At 67.6% G+C, this 20,616-nt stretch carries 21 protein-coding genes and 2 tRNA genes; 16 read left to right on the top strand and 7 right to left on the bottom strand.

Going from position 1 to position 20,616, the window contains the following annotated elements; all coding sequences use genetic code 11:
• Window positions 1-93: 93 nt before the first annotated feature.
• The 4 genes from gor (at window position 94) to AC1DW4_RS13145 (ending at window position 4,535) form a co-directional block, all read left to right on the top strand.
• On the top strand, window positions 94-1,488 hold the full coding sequence (gor, locus tag AC1DW4_RS13160) for a glutathione-disulfide reductase (protein ID WP_477017722.1): 1,395 nt from the start codon (window positions 94-96) through the stop codon (window positions 1,486-1,488).
• 39 nt (window positions 1,489-1,527) lie between these two features.
• A complete protein-coding gene (locus AC1DW4_RS13155; RefSeq protein WP_477017721.1) occupies window positions 1,528-2,898 on the top strand; it encodes a class II 3-deoxy-7-phosphoheptulonate synthase in 1,371 nt (456 codons plus the stop codon).
• The gene (locus tag AC1DW4_RS13150; protein ID WP_477017720.1) at window positions 2,895-3,482 is read left to right on the top strand and encodes a prephenate dehydratase domain-containing protein; all 588 of its coding nucleotides are present in this window, start codon (window positions 2,895-2,897) and stop codon (window positions 3,480-3,482) included. Before AC1DW4_RS13155 ends, AC1DW4_RS13150 begins: the two co-directional genes overlap by 4 nt.
• Before the next feature lie 282 nt (window positions 3,483-3,764).
• A complete protein-coding gene (locus tag AC1DW4_RS13145) occupies window positions 3,765-4,535 on the top strand; it encodes a chorismate mutase (RefSeq protein WP_477017719.1) in 771 nt (256 codons plus the stop codon).
• Window position 4,536: 1 nt separating this feature from the next.
• Here the strand turns inward: AC1DW4_RS13145 and AC1DW4_RS13140 are convergent, their stop codons facing one another.
• Window positions 4,537-5,040 (bottom strand): c-type cytochrome, encoded by a 504-nt coding sequence (locus AC1DW4_RS13140; RefSeq protein ID WP_477017718.1) that lies wholly within the window; start codon window positions 5,038-5,040, stop codon window positions 4,537-4,539.
• Between the two features lie 68 nt (window positions 5,041-5,108).
• Window positions 5,109-5,972, bottom strand: coding sequence for a pantoate--beta-alanine ligase (gene panC, locus AC1DW4_RS13135; RefSeq protein ID WP_477017717.1), 864 nt, complete (start codon window positions 5,970-5,972; stop codon window positions 5,109-5,111).
• A gap of 90 nt (window positions 5,973-6,062) precedes the next feature.
• Between panC and AC1DW4_RS13130 the strand changes: the two genes are divergently transcribed.
• The 4 genes from AC1DW4_RS13130 to AC1DW4_RS13115 all read left to right on the top strand — a co-directional run bounded on the left by AC1DW4_RS13130 (window position 6,063) and on the right by AC1DW4_RS13115 (window position 9,778).
• On the top strand, window positions 6,063-6,713 hold the full coding sequence (locus AC1DW4_RS13130; RefSeq protein WP_477017716.1) for an SPOR domain-containing protein: 651 nt from the start codon (window positions 6,063-6,065) through the stop codon (window positions 6,711-6,713).
• Between the two features lie 134 nt (window positions 6,714-6,847).
• Window positions 6,848-7,684 carry a division plane positioning ATPase MipZ gene (locus tag AC1DW4_RS13125; RefSeq protein WP_477017715.1) on the top strand — a complete coding sequence of 279 codons (837 nt, stop codon included), beginning with the start codon at window positions 6,848-6,850 and terminating at the stop codon, window positions 7,682-7,684.
• Between the two features lie 13 nt (window positions 7,685-7,697).
• Window positions 7,698-8,117 (top strand): J domain-containing protein, encoded by a 420-nt coding sequence (locus AC1DW4_RS13120; protein ID WP_477017714.1) that lies wholly within the window; start codon window positions 7,698-7,700, stop codon window positions 8,115-8,117.
• Window positions 8,118-8,185: 68 nt separating this feature from the next.
• The gene (locus tag AC1DW4_RS13115; RefSeq protein WP_477017713.1) at window positions 8,186-9,778 is read left to right on the top strand and encodes a carboxyl transferase domain-containing protein; all 1,593 of its coding nucleotides are present in this window, start codon (window positions 8,186-8,188) and stop codon (window positions 9,776-9,778) included.
• Here AC1DW4_RS13115 and AC1DW4_RS13110 read toward each other — a convergent pair whose 3' ends face one another.
• A complete protein-coding gene (locus AC1DW4_RS13110) occupies window positions 9,779-10,147 on the bottom strand; it encodes a DUF2200 domain-containing protein (RefSeq protein WP_477017712.1) in 369 nt (122 codons plus the stop codon). It abuts the gene before it with no gap.
• Window positions 10,148-10,212: 65 nt separating this feature from the next.
• Here AC1DW4_RS13110 and AC1DW4_RS13105 point away from each other — a divergent pair, with 65 nt between their 5' ends.
• From AC1DW4_RS13105 to AC1DW4_RS13090, 4 genes are all read left to right on the top strand, one after another.
• Complete coding sequence (locus AC1DW4_RS13105) at window positions 10,213-11,109, top strand: enoyl-CoA hydratase-related protein (RefSeq protein WP_477017711.1); 897 nt, start codon at window positions 10,213-10,215, stop codon at window positions 11,107-11,109.
• A gap of 176 nt (window positions 11,110-11,285) precedes the next feature.
• Window positions 11,286-13,298, top strand: a complete 2,013-nt coding sequence (locus tag AC1DW4_RS13100) for an acetyl/propionyl/methylcrotonyl-CoA carboxylase subunit alpha (protein ID WP_477017710.1) — start codon at window positions 11,286-11,288, stop codon at window positions 13,296-13,298.
• Between the two features lie 327 nt (window positions 13,299-13,625).
• Window positions 13,626-14,024 carry a DUF1489 family protein gene (locus AC1DW4_RS13095; protein ID WP_477017709.1) on the top strand — a complete coding sequence of 133 codons (399 nt, stop codon included), beginning with the start codon at window positions 13,626-13,628 and terminating at the stop codon, window positions 14,022-14,024.
• A 142-nt stretch (window positions 14,025-14,166) separates the two neighbouring features.
• Entirely contained in the window at window positions 14,167-15,510 is a 1,344-nt protein-coding gene (locus tag AC1DW4_RS13090; protein WP_477017708.1) for an MATE family efflux transporter, read from the top strand.
• Here AC1DW4_RS13090 and AC1DW4_RS13085 read toward each other — a convergent pair.
• Window positions 15,492-15,698 (bottom strand): hypothetical protein, encoded by a 207-nt coding sequence (locus tag AC1DW4_RS13085; RefSeq protein WP_477017707.1) that lies wholly within the window; start codon window positions 15,696-15,698, stop codon window positions 15,492-15,494. The two genes, AC1DW4_RS13090 and AC1DW4_RS13085, sit on opposite strands and share 19 nt — an antisense overlap.
• A 166-nt stretch (window positions 15,699-15,864) precedes the next feature.
• On the opposite strand from AC1DW4_RS13085, the gene metG reads away from it, so the two are divergent.
• Window positions 15,865-17,568, top strand: a complete 1,704-nt coding sequence (gene metG / locus AC1DW4_RS13080; protein ID WP_477017706.1) for a methionine--tRNA ligase — start codon at window positions 15,865-15,867, stop codon at window positions 17,566-17,568.
• Between the two features lies 1 nt (window position 17,569).
• On the opposite strand, the gene AC1DW4_RS13075 is transcribed toward metG, so the two are convergent.
• The 3 genes from AC1DW4_RS13075 to rlmB all read right to left on the bottom strand — a co-directional run bounded on the left by AC1DW4_RS13075 (window position 17,570) and on the right by rlmB (window position 19,911).
• A complete protein-coding gene (locus tag AC1DW4_RS13075) occupies window positions 17,570-18,022 on the bottom strand; it encodes a hypothetical protein (RefSeq protein WP_477017705.1) in 453 nt (150 codons plus the stop codon).
• A gap of 101 nt (window positions 18,023-18,123) precedes the next feature.
• The gene (locus AC1DW4_RS13070) at window positions 18,124-18,939 is read right to left on the bottom strand and encodes a TerC family protein (protein WP_477017704.1); all 816 of its coding nucleotides are present in this window, start codon (window positions 18,937-18,939) and stop codon (window positions 18,124-18,126) included.
• Between the two features lie 75 nt (window positions 18,940-19,014).
• A complete protein-coding gene (gene rlmB / locus AC1DW4_RS13065; protein WP_477017703.1) occupies window positions 19,015-19,911 on the bottom strand; it encodes a 23S rRNA (guanosine(2251)-2'-O)-methyltransferase RlmB in 897 nt (298 codons plus the stop codon).
• Window positions 19,912-20,058: 147 nt separating this feature from the next.
• On the opposite strand from rlmB, the gene AC1DW4_RS13060 reads away from it, so the two are divergent.
• From AC1DW4_RS13060 to AC1DW4_RS13050, 3 genes are all read left to right on the top strand, one after another.
• A tRNA-Tyr gene (locus AC1DW4_RS13060) sits at window positions 20,059-20,142 on the top strand.
• 88 nt (window positions 20,143-20,230) lie between these two features.
• Window positions 20,231-20,304: transfer RNA gene (locus AC1DW4_RS13055), tRNA-Gly, on the top strand.
• A 63-nt stretch (window positions 20,305-20,367) separates the two neighbouring features.
• Window positions 20,368-20,616 (top strand): GTP-binding protein (locus AC1DW4_RS13050; RefSeq protein ID WP_246347506.1); only part of this gene is annotated, 249 nt, incomplete at its 3' end.

Genomic DNA, 20,616 nt, shown 5'->3' with positions numbered 1-20,616 from the left:
CGCCTACTTCGAGAGACCCCAGCGCCTAGCCGCGTCCGACCTCTGGTCTGCACGGTCTGCACGGTGCAGACGATTTTTTTTTCGGACGCTCCGATGACCGCCTACGACTACGACCTCTTCGTCATCGGTGCCGGCTCGGGCGGCGTGCGGGCGGCGCGGCTGACCGCCCTGGGCGGCAAGAAGGTGGCGATCGCCGAGGAGCACCGCGTCGGCGGGACCTGCGTGATCCGGGGCTGCGTGCCCAAGAAGTTCATGGTCATGGCCAGCGACTTCGCCCACCAGTTCGAGACGGCGGAGGGCTATGGCTGGACGGTCGAGGCCAGCTTCGACTGGCCGAAGTTCATCGAGACCAAGGACGTCGAGATCGCCCGGCTGTCGGGCATCTATGCCGCCAACCTGGGCAAGGCGGGGGTGGAGCTGATCCACGGTCGCGCGGTGCTGAGCGACGCCCATACGGTGGTCATCGCCGGCAAGGGCGAGGACGGCGGCGACCTGACCGTCACGGCCGAGCGCATCCTGATCGCCACGGGCGGTCGGCCCTGGATGCCTGAGGGCCTGCCGGGCATCGAGCATGCCATCACCTCCGAAGAGGCGTTCCACCTGCCGGAGCTGCCCAAACGCATCCTGATCGCGGGCGGCGGCTATATCGCGGTGGAGTTCGCGGGGATCTTCGCCGGTCTCGGGGTCGAGACGACGCTGATCTATCGCGGCCCGAACATCCTGCGCGGTTTCGACGACGACGTGCGGGCGCACCTGGCCGGTGAGATCGAGAAGCGCGGCATCAAGGTCATCCTGGGCTGCCAGCACAAGGAAATCCGCAAGACGGAGAGCGGCCTGGTCAATGTGCTGGAGAACGGCATGGAGCTGGAGACCGACGTCGTCATGTTCGCCACCGGGCGCGTGCCGCACGTCAAGTCGCTGGGGCTGGAGACGGCCGGGGTCGAGTTGAACGACAAGGGCGCGATCAAGGTCGACACCCTGTCGAAAACGACCGCCGACAACATCTGGGCCATCGGTGACGTGACCGACCGGATGAACCTGACGCCCGTCGCCATTCGCGAGGCGGTCTGTTTCCACGAGACCGTCTACAAGGACAATCCGCAGCATTTCGACTACGAGGCCGTCGCCACCGCCGTGTTCAGCCAGCCGCCCGTGGGCGTCGTCGGCCTGTCGGAGGCGGAGGCGCGCCATAGCTGTTCGGGCGCGGTCGATATTTATTCGACCAAGTTCCGGCCGATGAAATACGCCTTCACCGGCTCGGACGAGCGGGTGCTGATGAAGCTGGTGGTGGACGCGACCAACGACCGCGTCGTCGGCGTCCACATCGTCGGCCCCGAGGCTCCCGAGATGATCCAGCTGGCCGCCATCGCCGTGAAGGCGGGCCTGACCAAGGCCCAGTGGGACGCCACCTGCGCCGTCCACCCCACCATGGCCGAGGAACTCGTGACGCTGAAGGTCAAGCAGTCACAGGAGACAAGCGCGGGCTGATTTGTTGTTTCGCAACCGCGAACGGCCTATTCTGAAGACATGACCATGCGCTGGACCCCCGAAAGCTGGAGAAGCAAGCCTGCGGTACACATGCCGACGGATTATCCGGACGCGCGCGAGCTTCAGCGGGTCGAGGACGAACTGCGGGCCATGCCACCGCTCGTGTTCGCGGGAGAGGCGCGGACCCTGACCGCCAAGCTGGCCGATGTGGAAGCCGGCAAGGCCTTCCTGCTGCAGGGCGGCGATTGCGCCGAGAGCTTCAAGGAATTCTCGACCGACAACATCCGCGACACCTTCCGCCTGCTGCTGCAGATGGCGGTGGTCCTGACGTTTGCAGGGCGCAAGCCCGTGGTGAAGGTCGGTCGCATCGCCGGCCAGTTCGCCAAGCCGCGCAGCTCGGCGGTGGAGACGATCGACGGCGTGACCCTGCCGTCCTATCGCGGCGACAACATCAACGGCTCGGCCTTTACCGCAGAGGAGCGCGCGCCCGATCCCCAGCGCCTGCTGAAGGCCTACAACCAGTCGGCCTCGACGCTGAACCTGCTGCGCGCCTTCGCAGGGGGCGGCTATGCGGACCTGTACAACATCCATCGCTGGACCCAGGGGTTCGCTGATGGCGGCATCGGGGCCCAGTACCGTGAGCTGGCCGACAAGATCGCCGAGGCCCTGGCCTTCATGGAGGCCGTCGGCGTCACGCCCGAGACCCATCCCGACCTCAGCCGCGTCGAGGTCTTCACCTCGCACGAGGCCCTGCTGCTGAACGTCGAGAGCGCCCTGACGCGGCTGGACGGCGGCACGGGCGAGTGGTTCGACACCTCGGCCCACATGCTGTGGATCGGCGAGCGCACGCGTCAGCTGGACGGGGCCCACGTCGAGTTCATGCGCGGCATCCGGAACCCGATCGGCGTGAAGTGCGGCCCGACCATGGAGGCCGACGACCTGCTGCCCCTGATCGACGCCCTGAATCCGGACAACACCTCTGGCCGTCTGACCCTGATCGGTCGCTTCGGTCACGACAAGGTCGGCAAGCGGTTGCCCGGCCTGATGCGGGCTGTAAAGGCGGCGGGAAAGAAGGTCATCTGGTCGATCGACCCGATGCACGGCAACACCCTGATGGCCACCAGCGGCTACAAGACCCGGCCGTTCGACCGGATCCTCGGCGAGGTGAAGGGCTTCATCGACGTGGCCGAATCCGAGGGCGTGCACCCGGGCGGGGTCCACCTGGAGATGACCGGCCAGAACGTCACCGAATGCATCGGCGGCGCGCAGGCCGTATCAGAGGATGACTTGTCCAGCCGCTATCACACCCACTGCGATCCGCGCCTGAATGCCGATCAGGCGCTGGAACTGGCGTTCCTGGTCGCGGAACGCCTCAAGTCAGGACGGCTGAAGCAGTCGCAGGCCGCATGACCGTGGCCGACATCGGACACCCCGAGGGTGACGACCGGGGCGGACGCACCGCCTTCCAGGGCGCGCCCGGCGCCTTCAGCCACGAGGCCTGCGTCGAGCTGCGTCCCTGGGACGTCCACGTGCCGTTCGAGACCTTCGCCGAGGCGATCGAAGCGGTGAAGACCGGCGACTGCGACTGCGCCCTGATCCCGGTCGAGAACTCGACCATCGGCGTGGTCGAACCTGCGGCGACCCTGGTGGCATCGGCAGGCCTGGAACAGGTCGCCGACGTCTGGCGGCCCATCCAGATCGCCCTGATGGCGCTGGACGGGGTCGAGATCGGCCAGATCCGCACCGTGTCCAGCCACCCCGTCGCCCTGCGTCAGTGCGCCGACAAGCTGGCCGCCCTGGGGGTCGAGATCGTGGAGGCCTTCGACACCGCAGGCGCGGCGCGCGCGGTTTCGGAGGGCAACGACCGCACCCGCGCGGCCTTGGCACCGGTCGCTGCGGCCGAGGTCTATGGCCTGTCGATTCTGCGCAACGATCTTCAGGATTCGGACGCCAACCGCACGCGCTTTGTTCTGCTGTGTCGCGAGGCGGGTTGACGGCGCACGATCCTTGCGTGTCTTAAAGTCTCACGGATCACTGAAGATCCGGAACACCGGACCGACCCATGTCCCCGCTGCGCGCCTCGACCCAGACCCTGATGCTCCGTTCGCGCGCGGCCGACCTCTATTTCGGCTATCGTTTCTACGGCTTTCGATACGCCGGCTGAGGCCTCGAGCGGCATCCGCTCCTGACAGCCTCGCCGGCGACCGCCCTGACACAGGGCGGCGGCGCACCCCTGCACCCCTCATCGAAATGTCCCCGTTGAAAGCCCTGATCTCATGCCGAAATCGAACCTCCAGACCGTCTGGTCTGACGTGACCCCCGAAGAGATGTCCCCTGAACAGATGGCTCTGGCCGCCCTGCGGGCTGAGATCGACAGCGTCGACGACCAGATCCTGGCCCTGTTTCAGCGCCGGTTGGCCATCGCCGCCAAGGTGGGCCAGGCCAAGGACGCCCCCCACGGCCCCCACACCAAGCTGCGCCCCGATCGCGAACAGACCGTCCTGACTCGCATGCTGGCCCAGGCCGAACCCGACAACGTTGAGGCCGTCACGGGCCTGTGGCGCGAGATCGTCGGCTGGGGGCTGGCGCGACAGGGCCAGTTGCAGGTCCAGGTCTGGTCGCCGACGGACCCCACCCGCGCCTTCGACGGTGCCCGCCACCGTTTCGGCATGGCCGCGGCCATCCGCATGGTGCGCGACCCCCAGGCGGCCCTGGCCTTCGCCGCTGAGGGCCGAGGTGTGGCGGTGCTGGCGGTCAACACCGACGATCCCTGGTGGGTCGGCCTGCGCCGCGACTGGTCCAGCTTGAGCGTGTTCGACGGGTTCGGCCAGGCGGGCGGACAGCCCACGTCGCTGGCCATCGGCAAGATCGATCCGGCGGCGCTGCCGAAGGGCCGCAGCGTCATCGTCGCGGCCGGCGGCGATGCGGGCGATGGGGGCGGCGCGCGACGCTGGGGGCTGAACACCCACCACGGCTGGACTCTGGCCCTGACCGACGCCGCTCTGACGCCCGGCGACGCCGAGGGCTGCGTCGGCGCGATCGGCTAGATCAGACCGCGGGCGGTCCGGGAGGCGTCACCCCTGGAGGCAGCGGGGCCGGGGCCGGTTGGCCCGGGTCGCCGGGCAAGGACTTGATGTAGCGATAGACCGCGCGCTTGTCGGCGTCGGACATCGCCTTGACGCTGGGCCAGGGCATGGGCGGCAGGCTGGAGCCCGTGGCCAGTTTCTCGACCCACTGGTCCTCCGTCATGCCGGCGACGGTCAGGCGCAGGTTCTTGCCATAGCTGGTGCCCCAGGGGCCGGTGTGGCCCTCTGTACTGCCTTTTAGCCATTCGGCTTCCGGGGGCTGCGCGCCGCCCGTCTGGGCATACTGCGGGGTGTGACAGTCGTTACAGCCGCCGACCAGGACGATGTATCGACCGGCCTCGATGTCGGTGGCGGCAACGACACGCGGGCCGTCGGTGACGTCGGCCGTCGTGGTCGTCGCCGTCGGCTGGCAGGCGGCGAGCAATACCGCTGACGCCGCAACGCAAAACGCAATGGATCGCAGCATTTCAGATTCCCCCGGTTTCCGAGCGTGAAGGAACATCACCGGTCTTGATGCGTCAAGGCGCCGCAGTTTCAGACGGCCATGTTGTCAATCAGCCGTGTCTTGCCGAGCCACGCGGCGGCCAGGATGCGGGCCGGTGCATCGACCACGCCGTTCGCGAAAGGAGCCAGGTCGTCGGCGCGGCGCACGGCGACGTAATCGACACGCTCGAAGCCGGCCTTCAGCATGTCGGAATAGGCGTCGCGCTCGACCCCCGCTAGAGGCCGTCTGTCGGCGGCCTTGATCGCGGCTTCGGCCAGGATACCGTTCAGTCGGCGGGCGATGTCGAGTTCGGGGTCTGACAGGTAGGCGTTTCGCGACGACAGGGCCAACCCGTGGCCGTCCCGTTCCGTCGGGGCACCGACGATCCGGGTGGGGATATCCAGGTCTCGGGCCATGCGGCGGACGACCATCAGCTGCTGGTAATCCTTCTCTCCGAACACGGCGACGTCGGCCTGGACCTGGTTCAGCAGCTTGGCGACGACCACGGCCACGCCGCCGAAGAAATGGGGACGAAAGTCCGTCTCCAGCCCCTGCGACGGCCCGCCTACGGCGACCGAGGTGACGAACCCGTCGGGATACATCTCGGTGACCGTTGGCGCGAACAGCAGGTCGCAGCCGGCCCCCGCCAGCAGGGCGGCGTCCTCGGCCTCGCGGCGCGGATAGGTGCCCAGGTCCTCGTGCGCGGCGAACTGGGTCGGATTGACGAAAACGCTGGCGACGACCTTGTCGGCACGCTGGCCAGCCTCTCGCACCAGGGCCAGGTGGCCTTCGTGCAGGGCCCCCATGGTCGGCACGAAAGACACGGTGAAGCCCCGACGACGCCAGTCGCTGACCATGGCGCGCAACGCTTCGACCGTTCGCGCGATGGGCATGGAGGGAGAGTTGTCGCTCATGCTTACCGGATTAACCCTTCGACTTAAGCGTGTTCATGCACCGGACGGCAAAAGGTGCCGGGCTAGGGTCGGCTTATGACGCCCAGCAGAATGCTTCGTCCAGTGCTCCTCGGTCTCGCCGGCCTCGCGACGTCGTCGTGCGGCATGGTCGAGAGCGATCCGCACCGCTTCGAATCGATGGCCCAGGCCGTGGCCAGCGTGTCGCTGGATGGCGCGTCGGCGTCCGTTCGAACCTCATCCGAGGAGGGGCTTCGGCCCGCGATGGTGGATGCCGCGGCGATCGCGAACCCGGGGGCACTGAAGGTCGAGGTGATGGACCCTCATGCCCTGTGGGATGCGCGCGATTCCGGTCTGCGCGGTCTGGTGGAACAGGCGGCCCCGGCGGCGATCGAGGCCGCTGCGCCCGCCGTGACCGATGCGGTGGTGCAGCAGGTGTCCGACCGGATGCCGAGGATGCGACCGACCAGGACTGTGGCCGTAGAGCCCGTTCGGGTCGCAGCGACCGAACCGCGCGAGACCCTGCAGCTTGGGGCCTTCTCCAGCCCGGCGGCGGCACGGGCGGCGTGGTCGCGGATCAGTGCATCGGGTCCGGTCGTAGCCCAGCTGACGCCGGCATTCGAGGCCGTCAGCGTGGACGGGCGAACCCTGACACGGCTGAAGGTGACGACGGTCGGCGAGACGGCGCGCGCCGTCTGTCGCGCGGCCGATGCGGCCGACCTGGGGTGCCTGCGTCGCGGCTGATCCGGCCGCCCGGCCATCTGCCCACAGCTGTCGCTTAACGTTTCGTTGACGGATAGGGCGCCGCGCCTGATTCTGGTGAGCCATGACGACCGGCGAAGTGAGTCGGTGGTCGCCAGCATCCGGATCATCAGGTCATGACCCAGCCGCAAGTTATCGTCGTCGGCAACGAAAAGGGCGGGGCGGGCAAGTCCACCCTGGCCATCCATATCGTCTGTGGCCTGATGCACGCCGGCCGAAAGGTCGCGATCCTGGACCTGGATCTGCGCCAGCGGTCGATGTCGCATTTCTTCTCGCACCGGGCGGCCTGGACGGCCGCCAACGGCGTCACCCTGCCCATGCCGGTCGAGCCGGACCTGGGCGACGGCAAGGCCCTGGCGCGCGCGGACGAGGCCGAACAGCTGGCCCGGTTCGAGGCGGCCTTCAACGAGGCCGTCGCGTCGGGGGCCGAGGTCATCCTGATCGACACGCCCGGCGGCGACACGGCCCTGTCGCGCGCGGCCCACGCCCGCGCCGACCAGATCGTCACGCCGATGAACGACAGCTTCGTCGACTTCGACATGCTGGGCACGGTCGATCCGGTGACGCTGGATCTGCTGAAGCCCTCGACCTACTCCGAAAGCGTCTGGGAGGCCCGCAAGCACCGCGCGATCAAGGAGGGCCGCCACGCTGCGATCGACTGGATCGTCGTCGTCAACCGCATGGCCGTGGCCGAGGCGCGCAACCGTCGCCGTCTGGAAGAGCGGATGCTGAAACTGTCCAAGCGCGTCGGTTTCCGCGTCGGGCCGGGGCTGCGCGACCGGGTCATCTATCGCGAGCTGTTCCCCTTCGGCCTGACGGTCGCGGACCTGTCCAACGAGGTGCGACCGGTGGCCGTGTCACTGGCCCACGTCGCGGCGCGCCAGGAGATGCGCAACCTGATGCAGGCCCTGGGTCTGGACGACGTCAGCCTGCCGGCGCTCGAGGCCGCTTGATCGGACCGTTCGCATGGGCCTGATCTGGCTCGTGCTGGCGGGCATCGTGGTGTGGGCCCTGGTGCGGCTGGGTCGCCAGACCGAGGGGCCGAGACGCGGACACTGGCGGGTGGCGGCGACACTGGTGTCGGCCGCGCTGCTGGTCGGCGGGGTTCTGGCGCTGTCGAAGGGGGCCTGGATCAGCGGGGCAGGGCTGGTCGGGGCCGCGCTTTGGCTGACGGTGGCGTCGCGGATGCGGTCGGTCGTGGCGCGGCGCGAGGCGATCGGGGACGCGGAGGCGCGGGCGATCCTGGGGGTCGGCGTCGGTGCGACCCCGGAACAGGTCAACGCGGCGTGGCGGCGGCTGATGGGACGCGCGCATCCGGATCAGGGCGGGACCGAGGGGCTGGCGGCCCGGGTCAATGCGGCGCGGGATCGGTTGCTGAGGAAATGACGACAGCCGTTCCCCCGCAAGCGGGGGAAGGGCTGTTCAGCCGCTCCGACCGCTCGTAAACCACCCCCATGCCGAAGCTGACCTCGTCCATCGATTCCAACAGCGCCGCGTTCAAGGCGCTGCACGCCCACAACACCGCCCTGAACACCGAGCTGCGCGAGCGCGTGGCCAGGGCGGGCCGGGGCGGGTCGGACGCCAGTCGGGAGCGGCATGTGGCGCGCGGCAAGCTGTTGCCGAGGGACCGGGTCGAACGATTGCTGGACCCCGGCTCGCCGTTTCTGGAGATCGGCCAGCTGGCCGCGAACGGCATGTATGGCGATGAGGCTCCGGGCGCGGGCATGATCTGTGGCGTGGGACGGGTGTCCGGCCGCGAGGTCATGATCGTCGCCAACGATCCGACGGTGAAGGGGGGCGCATACTTCCCGATGACGGTGAAGAAGCACCTGCGGGCGCAGGAAATTGCCGAGCAGAACAACCTGCCGTGCGTCTATCTGGTCGATTCCGGTGGGGCCAACCTGCCGCACCAGGCCGAGGTCTTCCCCGACCGCGACCATTTCGGCCGCATCTTCTTCAATCAGGCCCGGATGTCGGCGCAGGGCATCCCCCAGATCGCCTGCGTGATGGGATCGTGCACGGCGGGCGGAGCCTATGTGCCCGCCATGTCGGACGAGACGGTCATCGTCCGCAATCAGGGCACCATCTTCCTGGCCGGGCCGCCGCTGGTGAAGGCCGCGACCGGCGAGGTCATCTCGGCCGAGGAGCTGGGCGGGGCCGAGACCCATGGGCGCAAGTCCGGCGTGGTCGACTATGTCGCCGAGAACGACGAGCACGCGCTGGAGATCGTGCGGGGCATCGTCGGCCATCTGAACAGCGTGAAACGGGTCGATCTGGATGTGCGCGAGCCGCGCGCCCCGGCCTTCGACGCGGACGAGCTGTACGGCCTGATCCCCGACGACGTGCGCGCGCCCTATGACGTGCGCGAGGTGATCGCGCGGGTCGTGGACGGCTCGGAGTTCGAGGAGTTCAAGGCGCTGTATGGCACCACCCTGGTCTGCGGCTTCGCCCGCATCTGGGGCTATCCGGTCGCCATCCTGGCCAACAACGGGGTGCTGTTCTCGGAGAGCGCGCTGAAGGGGGCGCACTTCATCGAACTGGCCTGCAAGCGGAAGATCCCGCTGGTGTTCCTGCAGAACATCAGCGGCTTCATGGTGGGCGGGAAGTATGAGGCGGGCGGGATCGCGAAAGATGGCGCCAAGCTGGTGACGGCCGTCGCCTCGGCCAATGTGCCCAAGTTCACCGTGCTGATCGGCGGCAGCTTTGGTGCCGGCAACTACGGCATGTGCGGCCGGGCCTATTCGCCGCGCTTCCTGTTCACCTGGCCGAACAGTCGGATCAGCGTCATGGGCGGTGAGCAGGCGGCCGCCGTGCTGGCCACCGTCCACCGCGACGCCGACACCTGGACCCCCGAACAGGCGGAGGCCTTCAAGGCCCCGGTCCGCCAGAAGTACGAGGACGAGGGCAATCCCTACTACGCCACCGCTCGCCTGTGGGACGACGGCATCATCGACCCGGCCCAGACGCGGGACGTGCTCGGTCTGGCGATCTCTGCGAGTTTGAACGCGCCGATCGAGAACACGACGTTCGGCATCTTCCGCATGTGATCAGGCGATGGGTGCCCGGAGAATCTTCTCCATCGCCCGGCCCTTGGCCACCTCGTCGACCAGCTTGTCGAGATGGCGGACCTCGCGCATGAACGGGTCCTCGATCGCCTCGACCCGGTGACCGCAGATCATGCCGGTGATCAGGAAGCGGTTCGGGTTCATGGCCGGGGCCTCGGCGAAGAAGGTCTCGAAGTCCGTTCCGGCCGCGAGCAGGGCCTCCAGCCGACCTTGCGAATAGCCCGTGAGCCAGCGGATGACCTGGTCGACCTCCGCCCGCGTGCGGCCCTTCCGCTCGGCCTTGGCGACATAATGGACGTGGACGCTGGCCACGCTCATGCGGCGGACGCGGTCGGTCGTGCTGGTCGCCATGGCGTCGTCTCCATGTTCCGTTCGGCCCCAGACGCGTTATAGGGCGACAGCCGCAGGAGACCACCATGGCCGACCCCACCGAAAACGACCTGAACGCCCTGGACATCACCGATGCCGAGGCAGCCGAGATCAACTCGATCGCCCAGCCGCTGGTGCCCGATCCGGCACCGGATGCGAACGACGATCTGGTGCAGATCGATTCGACGACCGACGGGGTGGTCTTCATCACCATCAACCGGCCGGCCAAGAAGAACGCCTTCGACGCCGCGACCATCGCCGCCTTGCACGAGGCGTTCGAGACCCTGCACGGGGCCGACAGGGTGCGGGCGGTCTTCATCCGGGGCGCGGGCGGGACGTTCAGCGCGGGCGCGGACCTGGGCTGGATGCGGGACGCCGCCGGTTGGTCCGAGAGCGACAACCGCGACGACGCCATGATGCTGGCCAAGATGCTGAAGGCCCTGCACGACATTCCGGCCCTGACGGTCGCCCTGGTCGAGGGCGCGGCCATGGGCGGCGGGGCGGGGATCGTCTGCGCCTGCGACATGGCGGTGGCGGTCGAGGGGACGCGGTTCGCGTTCTCGGAGGTCAAGCTGGGGCTGATTCCGGCGACCATCGCCCCCTATGTGATCGAGGCGGTCGGCGCGCGGCGGGCCAAACAGCTGTTCCTGACGGCCAACATCTTCGACGCCGACTATGCGGCCCATGCCGGGATCATCGACATGGTCCTGCCCGAGGGGTCGATGGACGAGTTCGTGTCGATGATGACCGACAGCCTGAGCCGGAACGCGCCCGCCGCGATGGGCGAGGCCAAGCGACTGGTCAACGACCTGGTCGGGCAGAAGGTCGATCGCGGCCTGATGGAGGACACGGCCCGCCGCATCGCCAGGGCGCGGGTGTCCAAGGAAGGGCAGGAGGGCGTGCTGGCCTTTCTGGAGAAGCGCAGCCCGAGCTGGGCGGAGTAGGAAGTTCCTTCTCCCCTTGCGGGAGAAGGTGGCGAGCGCAGCAAGGTCGGATGAGGGGTGACTCCCGGTATGACCGGTGATCGCCTGCTCGCCTCATCTCGTCTGGGTCCTCGTACCCCTCATCCGCCCCTCCGGGGCACCTTCTCCCGCAAGGGGAGAAGGGGTAGGGAGGTGCCATGTTCACATCCGTCCTGGTCGCCAATCGTGGCGAGATCGCCTGTCGCGTTTTCCGCACCGCCAAGCGGATGGGCATCCGCACCATCGCCGTCTATTCCGAGGCCGACGCCAAGGCATTGCATGTGCGTGAGGCCGACGAGGCGGTGCTGATCGGGCCGGCAGCGGCGCGGGAGAGCTATCTGGACCAGGCCAGGGTGCTGGCGGCGGCGAAGGCGACGGGGGCGGAGGCGATCCATCCCGGATACGGCTTCCTGAGCGAGAACGCCGAGTTCGCCGAGGCCGTGATGGCGGCTGGCATCACCTGGATCGGCGCGCCGCCGGCCGCGATCCGGGCCATGGGGCTGAAGGACGCGGCCAAGAAACTGATGGTCGAGGCGGGGGTTCCCGTGACGCCAGGCTACATGGGCGAGGACCAGTCGCCGGAGCGGCTGAAGGCCGAGGCGGACGCTATCGGCTACCCCGTCCTGATCAAGGCGGTGGCGGGCGGCGGCGGCAAGGGGATGCGGCGGGTCGATGCGGCCGAGGCCTTCCTGGATGCGCTGGGGTCGTGCCGGCGGGAAGCGGCGTCGAGCTTTGGCGACGACCGGGTGCTGATCGAGAAATACATCCTGTCGCCGCGCCATATCGAGGTTCAGGTGTTCGGTGACAGCCACGGCGAGGTCGTGCACCTGTTCGAACGCGACTGCTCGCTGCAGCGCCGCCACCAGAAGGTGATCGAAGAGGCCCCGGCCCCTGGCATGGATGCAGCGACGCGGGCGGCGGTCACGGCGGCGGCGGTCAAGGCGGCGAAGGCCGTGAACTACGTCGGGGCGGGGACCATCGAGTTCATCGCCGACGGGACCGAGGGCCTGCGGGCCGACCGCATCTGGTTCATGGAGATGAACACCCGGCTGCAGGTCGAACACCCGGTGACCGAGGCCATCACCGGCGTCGACCTGGTCGAATGGCAGTTCCGGGCGGCGGCGGGCGAGCCGGTGCCTTTGAAACAGGACCAGTTGTCGATCAACGGCTGGGCCATGGAGGCGCGGCTGTATGCCGAGGATCCGGCGAACGGCTTCCTGCCGAGCATCGGCAGGCTGGAGCATTTCGTCCTGCCGGACGGGGTGCGGATCGACACGGGCGTGGAGCAGGGTGGCGAGGTCAGCCAGTTCTACGACCCGATGATCGCCAAGCTGATCGTCCACTCGGATACGCGGAAGGCGGCGGTCGAGGGGCTGGCGGAAGCCTGCGGGTCGGTCGAGGTGTGGCCGGTGCGGACCAACGCCGGGTTCCTGGTGCGGTGCCTGGAGCATCCGCGCTTCGTGGCCGGGGATGTGGATACGGGGTTCATCGGGGCGGAGGAGGGGGGGCTGGTCCCCGGGATTTCCCCTGCCGCCGTTGCAGCCGCATCGACCCTCGTTACCGAGAACATCGTCTGGGATTTCTCCAAGCGGGAGGGGACAGAGGCTTGGGAAACCCGCCTTGATCAGATGTTTGGGTTTCGCCTGAATGCGAAGCCGTCGTCAGCAGTTGCTCTCGTTGCGCTGGGCGAGAAGTTCATTGTCAGCCTGTCGGCCGGCACCGAAAGCTGGACTTACGACGCCACGGTTGGCGACCAGTCCTTCGTTGTCGCCAAGACCCCAGGCAACCGACACCAGAAGATCCGATCCAAACTGTCTGTTGAACCAGGCGGGCATTTGTTCGGATACCGGCTAGGTGGCGTGGGCACTGCGGACGTGGTCTTTGACAGAGGCCTCGCCATTTCTGCGTTGCCTTTCAAGCCCGACACGAACGCAGCAGGCCCCGCCTCCGACGGCTCTCTCCGCGCGCCGATGCCGGGCAAGATCGTGGCGACGCCGGCGAAGGCGGGGGATGTGGTGGTCAAGGGGCAGCCGGTCATCGTGCTGGAGGCCATGAAGATGGAGCATGCGCTCAACGCGCCGTTCGACGGGGTGGTGGGCGAGGTGGCCTTCGCCGTCGGGGACCAGGTGGCGGCGGACGCGGTGCTGGCGGTGGTAGAGGCCAAGGGCTGAGCGGATTGGACTCCAGTGGTACCGAGTCCAACGAGTGCAAATTCGCCCGTTCAACGCGTTAGGCTTGGCTTCTGACGTAATAGATGAGTCCAACTCGCCCCTCTCCCATGGGGAGAGGGCTTGAGCCCCCCAGAGCGAAGCGATGGGTCAGGCGAAAGGGTGAGGGCCGGGCCCGTCCGTCGGCGTAGGCCGTCGCATTGGATCGGGGAACGCCTAACGGCGAAGGTTGGCACCCGACCCTCACCCTTTTGCGCAAGGCCGATCGCTGCGCTCTCGGGCGCTCAAGCCCTCTCCCAACGGGAGAGGGATCAACGTAGAAGCTCACTCATGCCCCTCCACATGATCAAGCTCTGCGTCGGTGTCGCCAAGGTCGAGACGCTGGAACGGCGGGCGGCCAAGGGCGACTGGCTGACGGTCAATACACGGATGACGCCCAAGCGGGCGACCGAGCTGGAAGATGGGGGTTCGATTTTCTGGGTCATGAAGGGGTCGGTGACGTGCCGGATGCCGATCCTGGATATCTCGACGCGGGGCGAGGGCAAGGCGTCGATGTGCCTGATCAAGCTGTCGCCCGAGGTGGTCCGCACGGCCCCGCAGGCGAGGCGGCCTTTCCAGGGCTGGCGCTATCTGGAGCCCAAGGACGCGCCGCCGGACCTGTCGTCGCTGGATGCAGGCGACATGCCGGAGGATCTGGCCAAGCAGTTGCGGGAGATGGGGGCGTGGTAGTGGGATTAGGGGATAGGGATTAGGGATTAGGGATTAGGGGGACTGGGGTTAGCGAACGGGTCCGAATGTGAGATGAGACGCGCCCGTCGGCCGGGCGACGCTCTGCCCAATCCCTTATCCCTAGTCCCTAGTCCCCAATCCCATGCTCTCCCCCTCCACCCGAGCCGCGACGCGCGAGCTGCTGACGCTGGCCTGGCCGGTGGTGCTGGCGCGGATCGGCATCATGACCATGGGGCTGACCGACGCGATCGTGGTCGGCAACTATTCCAGCCGGGAGCTGGCCTACAGCTCGCTGGCCCTGGCCCCGACCTCGATCATGGTGACGACGGCGGTGGGGCTGCTGCTGGGCGTGCAGGTCATGACCGCGCGGCGCATCGGCGAGGGACGCCGCGACGAGGCGGGGGCGGTGCTGCGGCGAGGGCTGAGCTATGCCTTGCAGCTGGGGGTCGCAGCGATGATCGCCCTGATCGTCGTGGGGCCGTGGGCGCTGACGCAGCTGAACCTGGCCGACGGGCTGGGGGAGGGGGCGCGGCCGGCGTTGATCGTCTTCGCGCTCGGGATGCCCGGATATCTGATCTCGGTCGCCTGCCAGTTCTTTCTTGAGGCGCTGGGCAAGCCCAAGCCGGGGATGGTGGCGATGTGGGTGGCCAATGCGGTGAACCTGGCCTTCAACCTGCTGCTGGTGCCCGACATCCTGGGGCTGGGTGTGCACGGGGCGGAGGCCTCCGCCTGGGCGACGTTCGCGGCACGGACCTCGCTGGGGGTGTTCCTGGTGATCTATATCGCGCGCCTGCCCGAGGCGCGGGCGCTGGGGGTGTTCAACCGGCCGCCCAAGGACCCGCCGGCCGAGCGCGAGCAGGTCAGGATCGGGGCCGGGTCGGGCGCGTCCTATTTCATCGAGGTCGGGGCCTTTGCCCTGATGACCTTCATCGCCGGGCAGTTGGGCACCGCCCAGACGGCGGCCTGGGCCATCGTGCTGAACATCTCGGCCATCGTCTTCATGGTGCCGATGGGACTGTCGGCGGCGACGGCGGTGCTGGTCGGGCGGGCCTATGGGGCCAAGGATTCGCGCGGCGTGTTGAGGAACGGCCTGGTGGGGATCGGGACGATCGCGGTGCTGACCCTGGTCGTCGCGCTGGTGGTGTGGCCGACGGCACCGCTGCTGATCGCCGCCTACAATCGCGATCCGATGCTGGCGGCGATCGCCGTGCCGGCCCTGGTCCTGGCCAGCCTGTTCTTCGTCGCCGACGGCATCCAGGTGGTGGCGTCACAGGCCAACCGCGCGGCCGGCGACGTCTGGTGGCCGACCATCATGCACTTCTTCTCATACGGAGCGGTGATGATGCCGCTGGGCTGGGTGCTGGCGCACCGCATCGGCGTCGACGGCCTGGTCTGGGCCGTGATCATCGCCAGCCTGGTGTCGGCGAGCCTTTTGACCGGCCGGTTCGTGCGGATCGCGAAGAGACTTCAGTCCGCCGAGGCCTGATCCGCAGTCTTGTCGGGGCAGGGAGCTTTGCGTTTCTGCGTGGCCTCGGTGGTGGCGAACATCACCGAGGAGACTGCGAACATGACCGCCACTATGCTCATCGAGTCCTCCGATCGCCAGAGGGTCAGAAACAGCACGCCGAAACCGGCAAAGATCCCTCCGAGCATCCAGCCCAATCCACGCGACATTTTCCTGCTCCGTTCTTGCCCGGTCCCGTGACCAAGCGTTCAAGATGTAAAGCATCCTATACATTCAAACGGCAAAATGTAAAGCGTCCTAGACAAAGGTCGCCAAGGGTGACGGCGACGCCGCATCGCCCTATATCCGTCCGCTCCCCTGACTCCCCGGACACCCATGCCCCGCATCCTGATCACCTCGGCGCTGCCCTACATCAACGGCATCAAGCACCTGGGGAATCTGGCGGGGTCGATGCTGCCGGCGGACGTGTTCGCCCGGTTCAAGCGAGGGCAGGGCCATGAGGTCCTGTATATCTGCGCCACCGACGAGCATGGGACCCCGGCCGAACTGGCCGCCGCCGCCGCCGGTCAGGACGTCCAGACCTATTGCGACGAGCAGCACGAGATCCAGAAGGCGGCGGGCGAGGCGTTCGGCCTGAGCTATGACTGGTTCGGCCGGTCGTCGCGCGAGCCGAACCGGCGGCTGACGCAGCATTTTGCCCATGTGCTGGAGAAGAACGGCCTGATCGAGGAGCGGGTGGACCGGATGGTCTATTCGATCGACGACGCGCGGTTCCTGCCGGACCGCTATGTCGAGGGCACCTGCCCGCACTGTGGCCATGTCGGCGCGCGCGGTGATCAGTGCGACAACTGCGGGCGGTTGCTGGACCCGACCGACCTGATCGCGCCCTATTCGGCGGTGTCGGGCTCGACCAATCTGGAGGTGCGCGACACCCGCCACCTGTACCTGCTTCAGACGAAGATCGAGGACCGGATCCGGGGCTGGATCGAATCCAAGACCGACTGGCAGACCCTGGCGAAATCGATCGCGCTGAAGCACCTGGACGAGGGGCTGATCGACCGGGGGATCACGCGCGACCTGAAGTGGGGCGTGCCGGTGGTCGGTCCCGACGGCGGGCCGCGCCCGGGCATGGAGGGCAAGGTCTTCTACGTCTGGTTCGACGCCCCCATCGAATACATCGGCGCGACCGAGGAGTGGGCCGAGGCGAACGGCCGGACCTGGCGCGACTGGTGGCGGCTGGACGAGGGCGCGGACGATGTCCGCTATGTCCAGTTCATGGGCAAGGACAATGTTGCGTTCCACACCGTGTCGTTCCCCGCGACGATCCTGGGATCGGGCGAGCCCTGGAAGACGGTCGACACGCTGAAGGCCTTCAACTGGCTGAACTGGTACGGCGGGAAATTCTCGACCTCGCAAAAGCGGGGCGTGTTCATGGACCAGGCGCTGGAGATCCTGCCCGCCGACTACTGGCGCTGGCACCTGACGGCCTATGGGCCGGAGGGGTCGGACGCGGCCTTTACCTGGGAGCAGTTCCAGTCGACGACGAACAAGGACCTGGCCGATGTGCTGGGGAACTTCGTCAACCGGATCGTCAAGTTCTCGGAATCGAAGTTCGGCGGCGTGGTGCCGGACGGGGGCGAGCCCGGGCCGCTGGAGGCCAAGCTGGAGGCCGACGTGGCGGCCGGCATCGCCGAGGCGACGGCCGCTTTCGAAGCGATGGAGTTCAGGAAGGCCTGCGTCGCCCTGCGCGCCGTCTGGGTGCTGGGCAACGAATATCTGCAGGAGGCCGCGCCCTGGACCGCGTTCAAGACGGACGTCGAACGGTCGGCCGTGGGGGTGCGCACCGGCCTGAACCTGGTTGCCCTGTTCGCCCGGCTGGCCGCGCCGGTCATGCCCTTCACCGCCCCGACGATCGCGGCCACGGTCGGTGAGACGGACCTGTCATGGCCATCGGCGGGCGAGGCGTTGCTGGACCGTCTGCCGCGCGGTCAGGCGGTGGCCTCGGCCGAGGTACTGTTCCGGAAGATCGAGGACAGCCAGGTGGCGGAATGGTCGGAACGGTTCGGCGGGGCGGACTGACCTACTCGAACAGGGCGGCCGGGGCGTTGTATTCCTCGGCCCAGCCCGCATAGGCGACATCGGTCGGGCCGACGACGAATGTCACGACGCGCCATTGGCCGTTATTGTAGCTGAACAGGGCAAAGACGGTCGGTCCGTCGAACATCTGCGCTTCGATCGCTTCGGCATAACGGGTGTGGCTGAAGTCGATGGGACGGCCGTTCGGTTGCTGGATCTGACCGGCGTAGAAGGCCCAGTTCTCGTCTTCGGCGCGCAGGGTGTCGACCACGAACTGGACCGGCTGGCCCAGGTCGTCGGCGATGGTCTCGCGCAGGACATCCAGCAGCACGGGCCGCAGGGGATTGCCGACGGCGACATCGCGCACCGGGGCGCGGTCCTGAACGACGACGGGCGTGGGCTCTGCCGAAGCCGCGATCGGTCCGGCGACCAGCAGGGACAGAAGCATCAGGCTCATCGCGAACTCCGCAGTCTGACGACCGGAGCGATCCCGGTCATGTCGATTCGGGTGACCCTAGGCGGCGAGCCGATCGGACGATAGCGGGAGGAACCCTGTCGTCAGGCCGCGTCAGGCTTGGCGATCGCCTTTTGCGCCAGACAGACCGTCAGCTTCTGACCGACCTCGGGCTTGCAGCCCTTCTGGACCTCCTCGGCGGTGACATCGAGGAAGGCGGGGGCGGAGGCATTGTGCTGTTCGACGGACAAGGTCCGCACGACGGTCGAGCGATAGCCGTCCCAGATCATGTGGATGGCGACATACAGCACGATGACCAGGCCGACGTAGCCGATCCAGCGGTATTTGCTCAGCAGCTTGGCGATATAGGTCGCGGCCACGCCCATCAGGCCGATCGACAGGATCAGGCCGAAGACCATGATCCAGGGGTGATCGTGGGCGGCCCCGGCGACGGCCAGCACGTTGTCCAGCGACATGGTGACGTCGGCGATCAGGATCTGGATCAGGGCGGCGCCGAAGCTCTTGCGCTTCAGGCCCATTTCCTCGGGGGATGGACCCTTGCCATGTTCGATGGCCAGGGCGAGTTCCAGTTCCGCCTGGGCCTCGGCCTGATCGTGGGTGGCGGCCTCCTGAAGTTCGCGCCACATCTTCCAGCAGACCCAGAGCAGCAGCACCCCGCCCGCGATCAGCAGGCCGACGATGGCCAGCAGCTGGACGGTAACCAGGGCGAAGACGATCCGCAGCACGACGGCGGCGGCCAGACCCACCAGGATCGCCTTGCGACGCAGCTCCTGCGGCAGGGCAGCGGCGGCCAGACCCACGGCCACGGCGTTGTCGCCCGCGAGCACCAGATCGATGGCCAACACCTTGCCCAGGGCGGACAGCTGGCTGGCGAGTTCGGGGGAGCTGAGGAATTCCATGGGGCGGTCTCTAGCGGGGAGGGGCGTCACCGCCAAGTCTCCTCCCCGTTCGCACAGCGAATGGGGAGGAGACGGCTAGGCTCGTTGCTTCCGGGTCGCCTCGTACAGGGCGACGGCCGCCGCGTTAGACACGTTCAGGCTTTCGAAGCCGCCGGGCATGGGAATCTTCGCCAGCACGTCGCAGTGCTCGGCGACCAGGCGGCGGATGCCGTCGCCTTCCGACCCCATGACCAGGACGGTCGGACGGTGGTCCAGGGCATTCTCCAGCAGTTCGTCCGAAGCTCCGTCCAGACCCACGGCGCGCCAGCCGAGGTCGGCGAGGCGTTCCAGGGCGCGGGACAGGTTGGTGACGCGGGCGCAGGGCAGGCGCTCGGTCGCCCCGGCGGCGGCCTTGGCCAGCGCGCCGGCCAGCACCGGGGAATGGCGGTCCTGCACCACGATGCCGCGCGCGCCGAACGCCAGCGCCGAGCGGAAGATGGCCCCGACGTTCTGGGGATCGGTCAGCTGGTCCAGCATGACGATGATTCCCTCGGCGGGCTCGGCGAGGTCTTCGAGGGCGACGCCCTCCAGGGGCTGGACCTTGAAGGCCAGACCCTGGTGCACGGCCCCGGCGGGCAGCATCCGCTCCAGCGTCTGGGCGTCCATGACCTCGATCTTGTGGGCGTGCACGGCGGCCTCGCGCTCGATCTCGGCGGCCCGGTCGGCGGTCGCCAACAGACGGCCCATGCCCTTGCGCGCCGGGTTGGCCAGGGCCGCCAGCACGGGATGACGTCCCCACAAGAAGCCGTCGGCATCGACCTTGCCCCGACCGGGACGCGGGGCTGCCGACGAGAAGGCCTTGGCGGGCGGGTTGGGGTTCCAGCCGCCGGGCTTCGGACCCGCTGAAGCGTCGCCCGAGCGGGGATTGAAGACCGGTTTCACCGGCCCTTTTTTGCCCGATTTCCGGTCGTTGCGTTCTGGATTTCTCGACACTATAAGACGCCCTCCGATTTGGAGCCCTAGGGCTTTCGGGTCTGGCGCTCCCTCTATCTCAGGCGTGTCCCGACCTTGAAGCCTTTTGTTCCGACACCGGTCGAAAGACAGGTTTCGGGTCAGGGTTCGACGGTTCGAAAACGCGCTGGGGGAATGTCCCGAGCGGCAAAGGGGGGGGACTGTAAATCCCCTGCGTAAGCTTCGCAGGTTCGAGTCCTGCTTCCCCCACCACGCGGTTTCGACACGGCGAACCAGAGCGAAGAAAAGGGATCGCTGCGGACATTTCCTTGCAAAAACAAGGGACTGCCGTGGTTTTCGTGCGGGTATAGTATAATGGTAATACAGCAGCCTTCCAAGCTGAATATGTCGGTTCGATTCCGTCTACCCGCTCCAGGTTTTTGATCGCACACAGCGCCCCCACACCCGTTCTGGGCCAGGGCCATCAGGAGTTTGGCCATGGCCAAGGAAAAGTTCGAACGTAACAAGCCGCATTGCAACATCGGCACGATCGGTCACGTGGACCACGGCAAGACGACGCTGACGGCGGCGATCACGATGACGCTGGCCAAGGCCGGTGGGGCCAAGGCGATGGCCTATGCCGACATCGATGCTGCGCCCGAAGAAAAGGCCCGCGGCATCACGATCAACACCGCGCACGTGGAATATGAGACGGCCAACCGTCACTATGCCCACGTCGACTGCCCC

The organism is Brevundimonas sp. P2_A6, assembly GCF_056404975.1.
Note: the sequence above shows the minus strand (reverse complement) of the source record. Positions and strands in the feature narration are given on the sequence as shown.

Bases quoted from the DNA above. Each gene is read 5' to 3' on its own strand.
- gor (WP_477017722.1), top strand. From the start codon at position 94: ATGACCGCCTACGACTACGACCTCTTCGTCATCGGTGCCGGCTCGGGC.
- AC1DW4_RS13155 (WP_477017721.1), top strand. From the start codon at position 1,528: ATGACCATGCGCTGGACCCCCGAAAGCTGGAGAAGCAAGCCTGCGGTA.
- AC1DW4_RS13150 (WP_477017720.1), top strand. From the start codon at position 2,895: ATGACCGTGGCCGACATCGGACACCCCGAGGGTGACGACCGGGGCGGA.
- AC1DW4_RS13145 (WP_477017719.1), top strand. From the start codon at position 3,765: ATGCCGAAATCGAACCTCCAGACCGTCTGGTCTGACGTGACCCCCGAA.
- AC1DW4_RS13140 (WP_477017718.1), bottom strand. From the start codon at position 5,040: ATGCTGCGATCCATTGCGTTTTGCGTTGCGGCGTCAGCGGTATTGCTC.
- panC (WP_477017717.1), bottom strand. From the start codon at position 5,972: ATGAGCGACAACTCTCCCTCCATGCCCATCGCGCGAACGGTCGAAGCG.
- AC1DW4_RS13130 (WP_477017716.1), top strand. From the start codon at position 6,063: ATGCTTCGTCCAGTGCTCCTCGGTCTCGCCGGCCTCGCGACGTCGTCG.
- AC1DW4_RS13125 (WP_477017715.1), top strand. From the start codon at position 6,848: ATGACCCAGCCGCAAGTTATCGTCGTCGGCAACGAAAAGGGCGGGGCG.
- AC1DW4_RS13120 (WP_477017714.1), top strand. From the start codon at position 7,698: ATGGGCCTGATCTGGCTCGTGCTGGCGGGCATCGTGGTGTGGGCCCTG.
- AC1DW4_RS13115 (WP_477017713.1), top strand. From the start codon at position 8,186: ATGCCGAAGCTGACCTCGTCCATCGATTCCAACAGCGCCGCGTTCAAG.
- AC1DW4_RS13110 (WP_477017712.1), bottom strand. From the start codon at position 10,147: ATGGCGACCAGCACGACCGACCGCGTCCGCCGCATGAGCGTGGCCAGC.
- AC1DW4_RS13105 (WP_477017711.1), top strand. From the start codon at position 10,213: ATGGCCGACCCCACCGAAAACGACCTGAACGCCCTGGACATCACCGAT.
- AC1DW4_RS13100 (WP_477017710.1), top strand. From the start codon at position 11,286: ATGTTCACATCCGTCCTGGTCGCCAATCGTGGCGAGATCGCCTGTCGC.
- AC1DW4_RS13095 (WP_477017709.1), top strand. From the start codon at position 13,626: ATGCCCCTCCACATGATCAAGCTCTGCGTCGGTGTCGCCAAGGTCGAG.
- AC1DW4_RS13090 (WP_477017708.1), top strand. From the start codon at position 14,167: ATGCTCTCCCCCTCCACCCGAGCCGCGACGCGCGAGCTGCTGACGCTG.
- AC1DW4_RS13085 (WP_477017707.1), bottom strand. From the start codon at position 15,698: ATGTCGCGTGGATTGGGCTGGATGCTCGGAGGGATCTTTGCCGGTTTC.
- metG (WP_477017706.1), top strand. From the start codon at position 15,865: ATGCCCCGCATCCTGATCACCTCGGCGCTGCCCTACATCAACGGCATC.
- AC1DW4_RS13075 (WP_477017705.1), bottom strand. From the start codon at position 18,022: ATGAGCCTGATGCTTCTGTCCCTGCTGGTCGCCGGACCGATCGCGGCT.
- AC1DW4_RS13070 (WP_477017704.1), bottom strand. From the start codon at position 18,939: ATGGAATTCCTCAGCTCCCCCGAACTCGCCAGCCAGCTGTCCGCCCTG.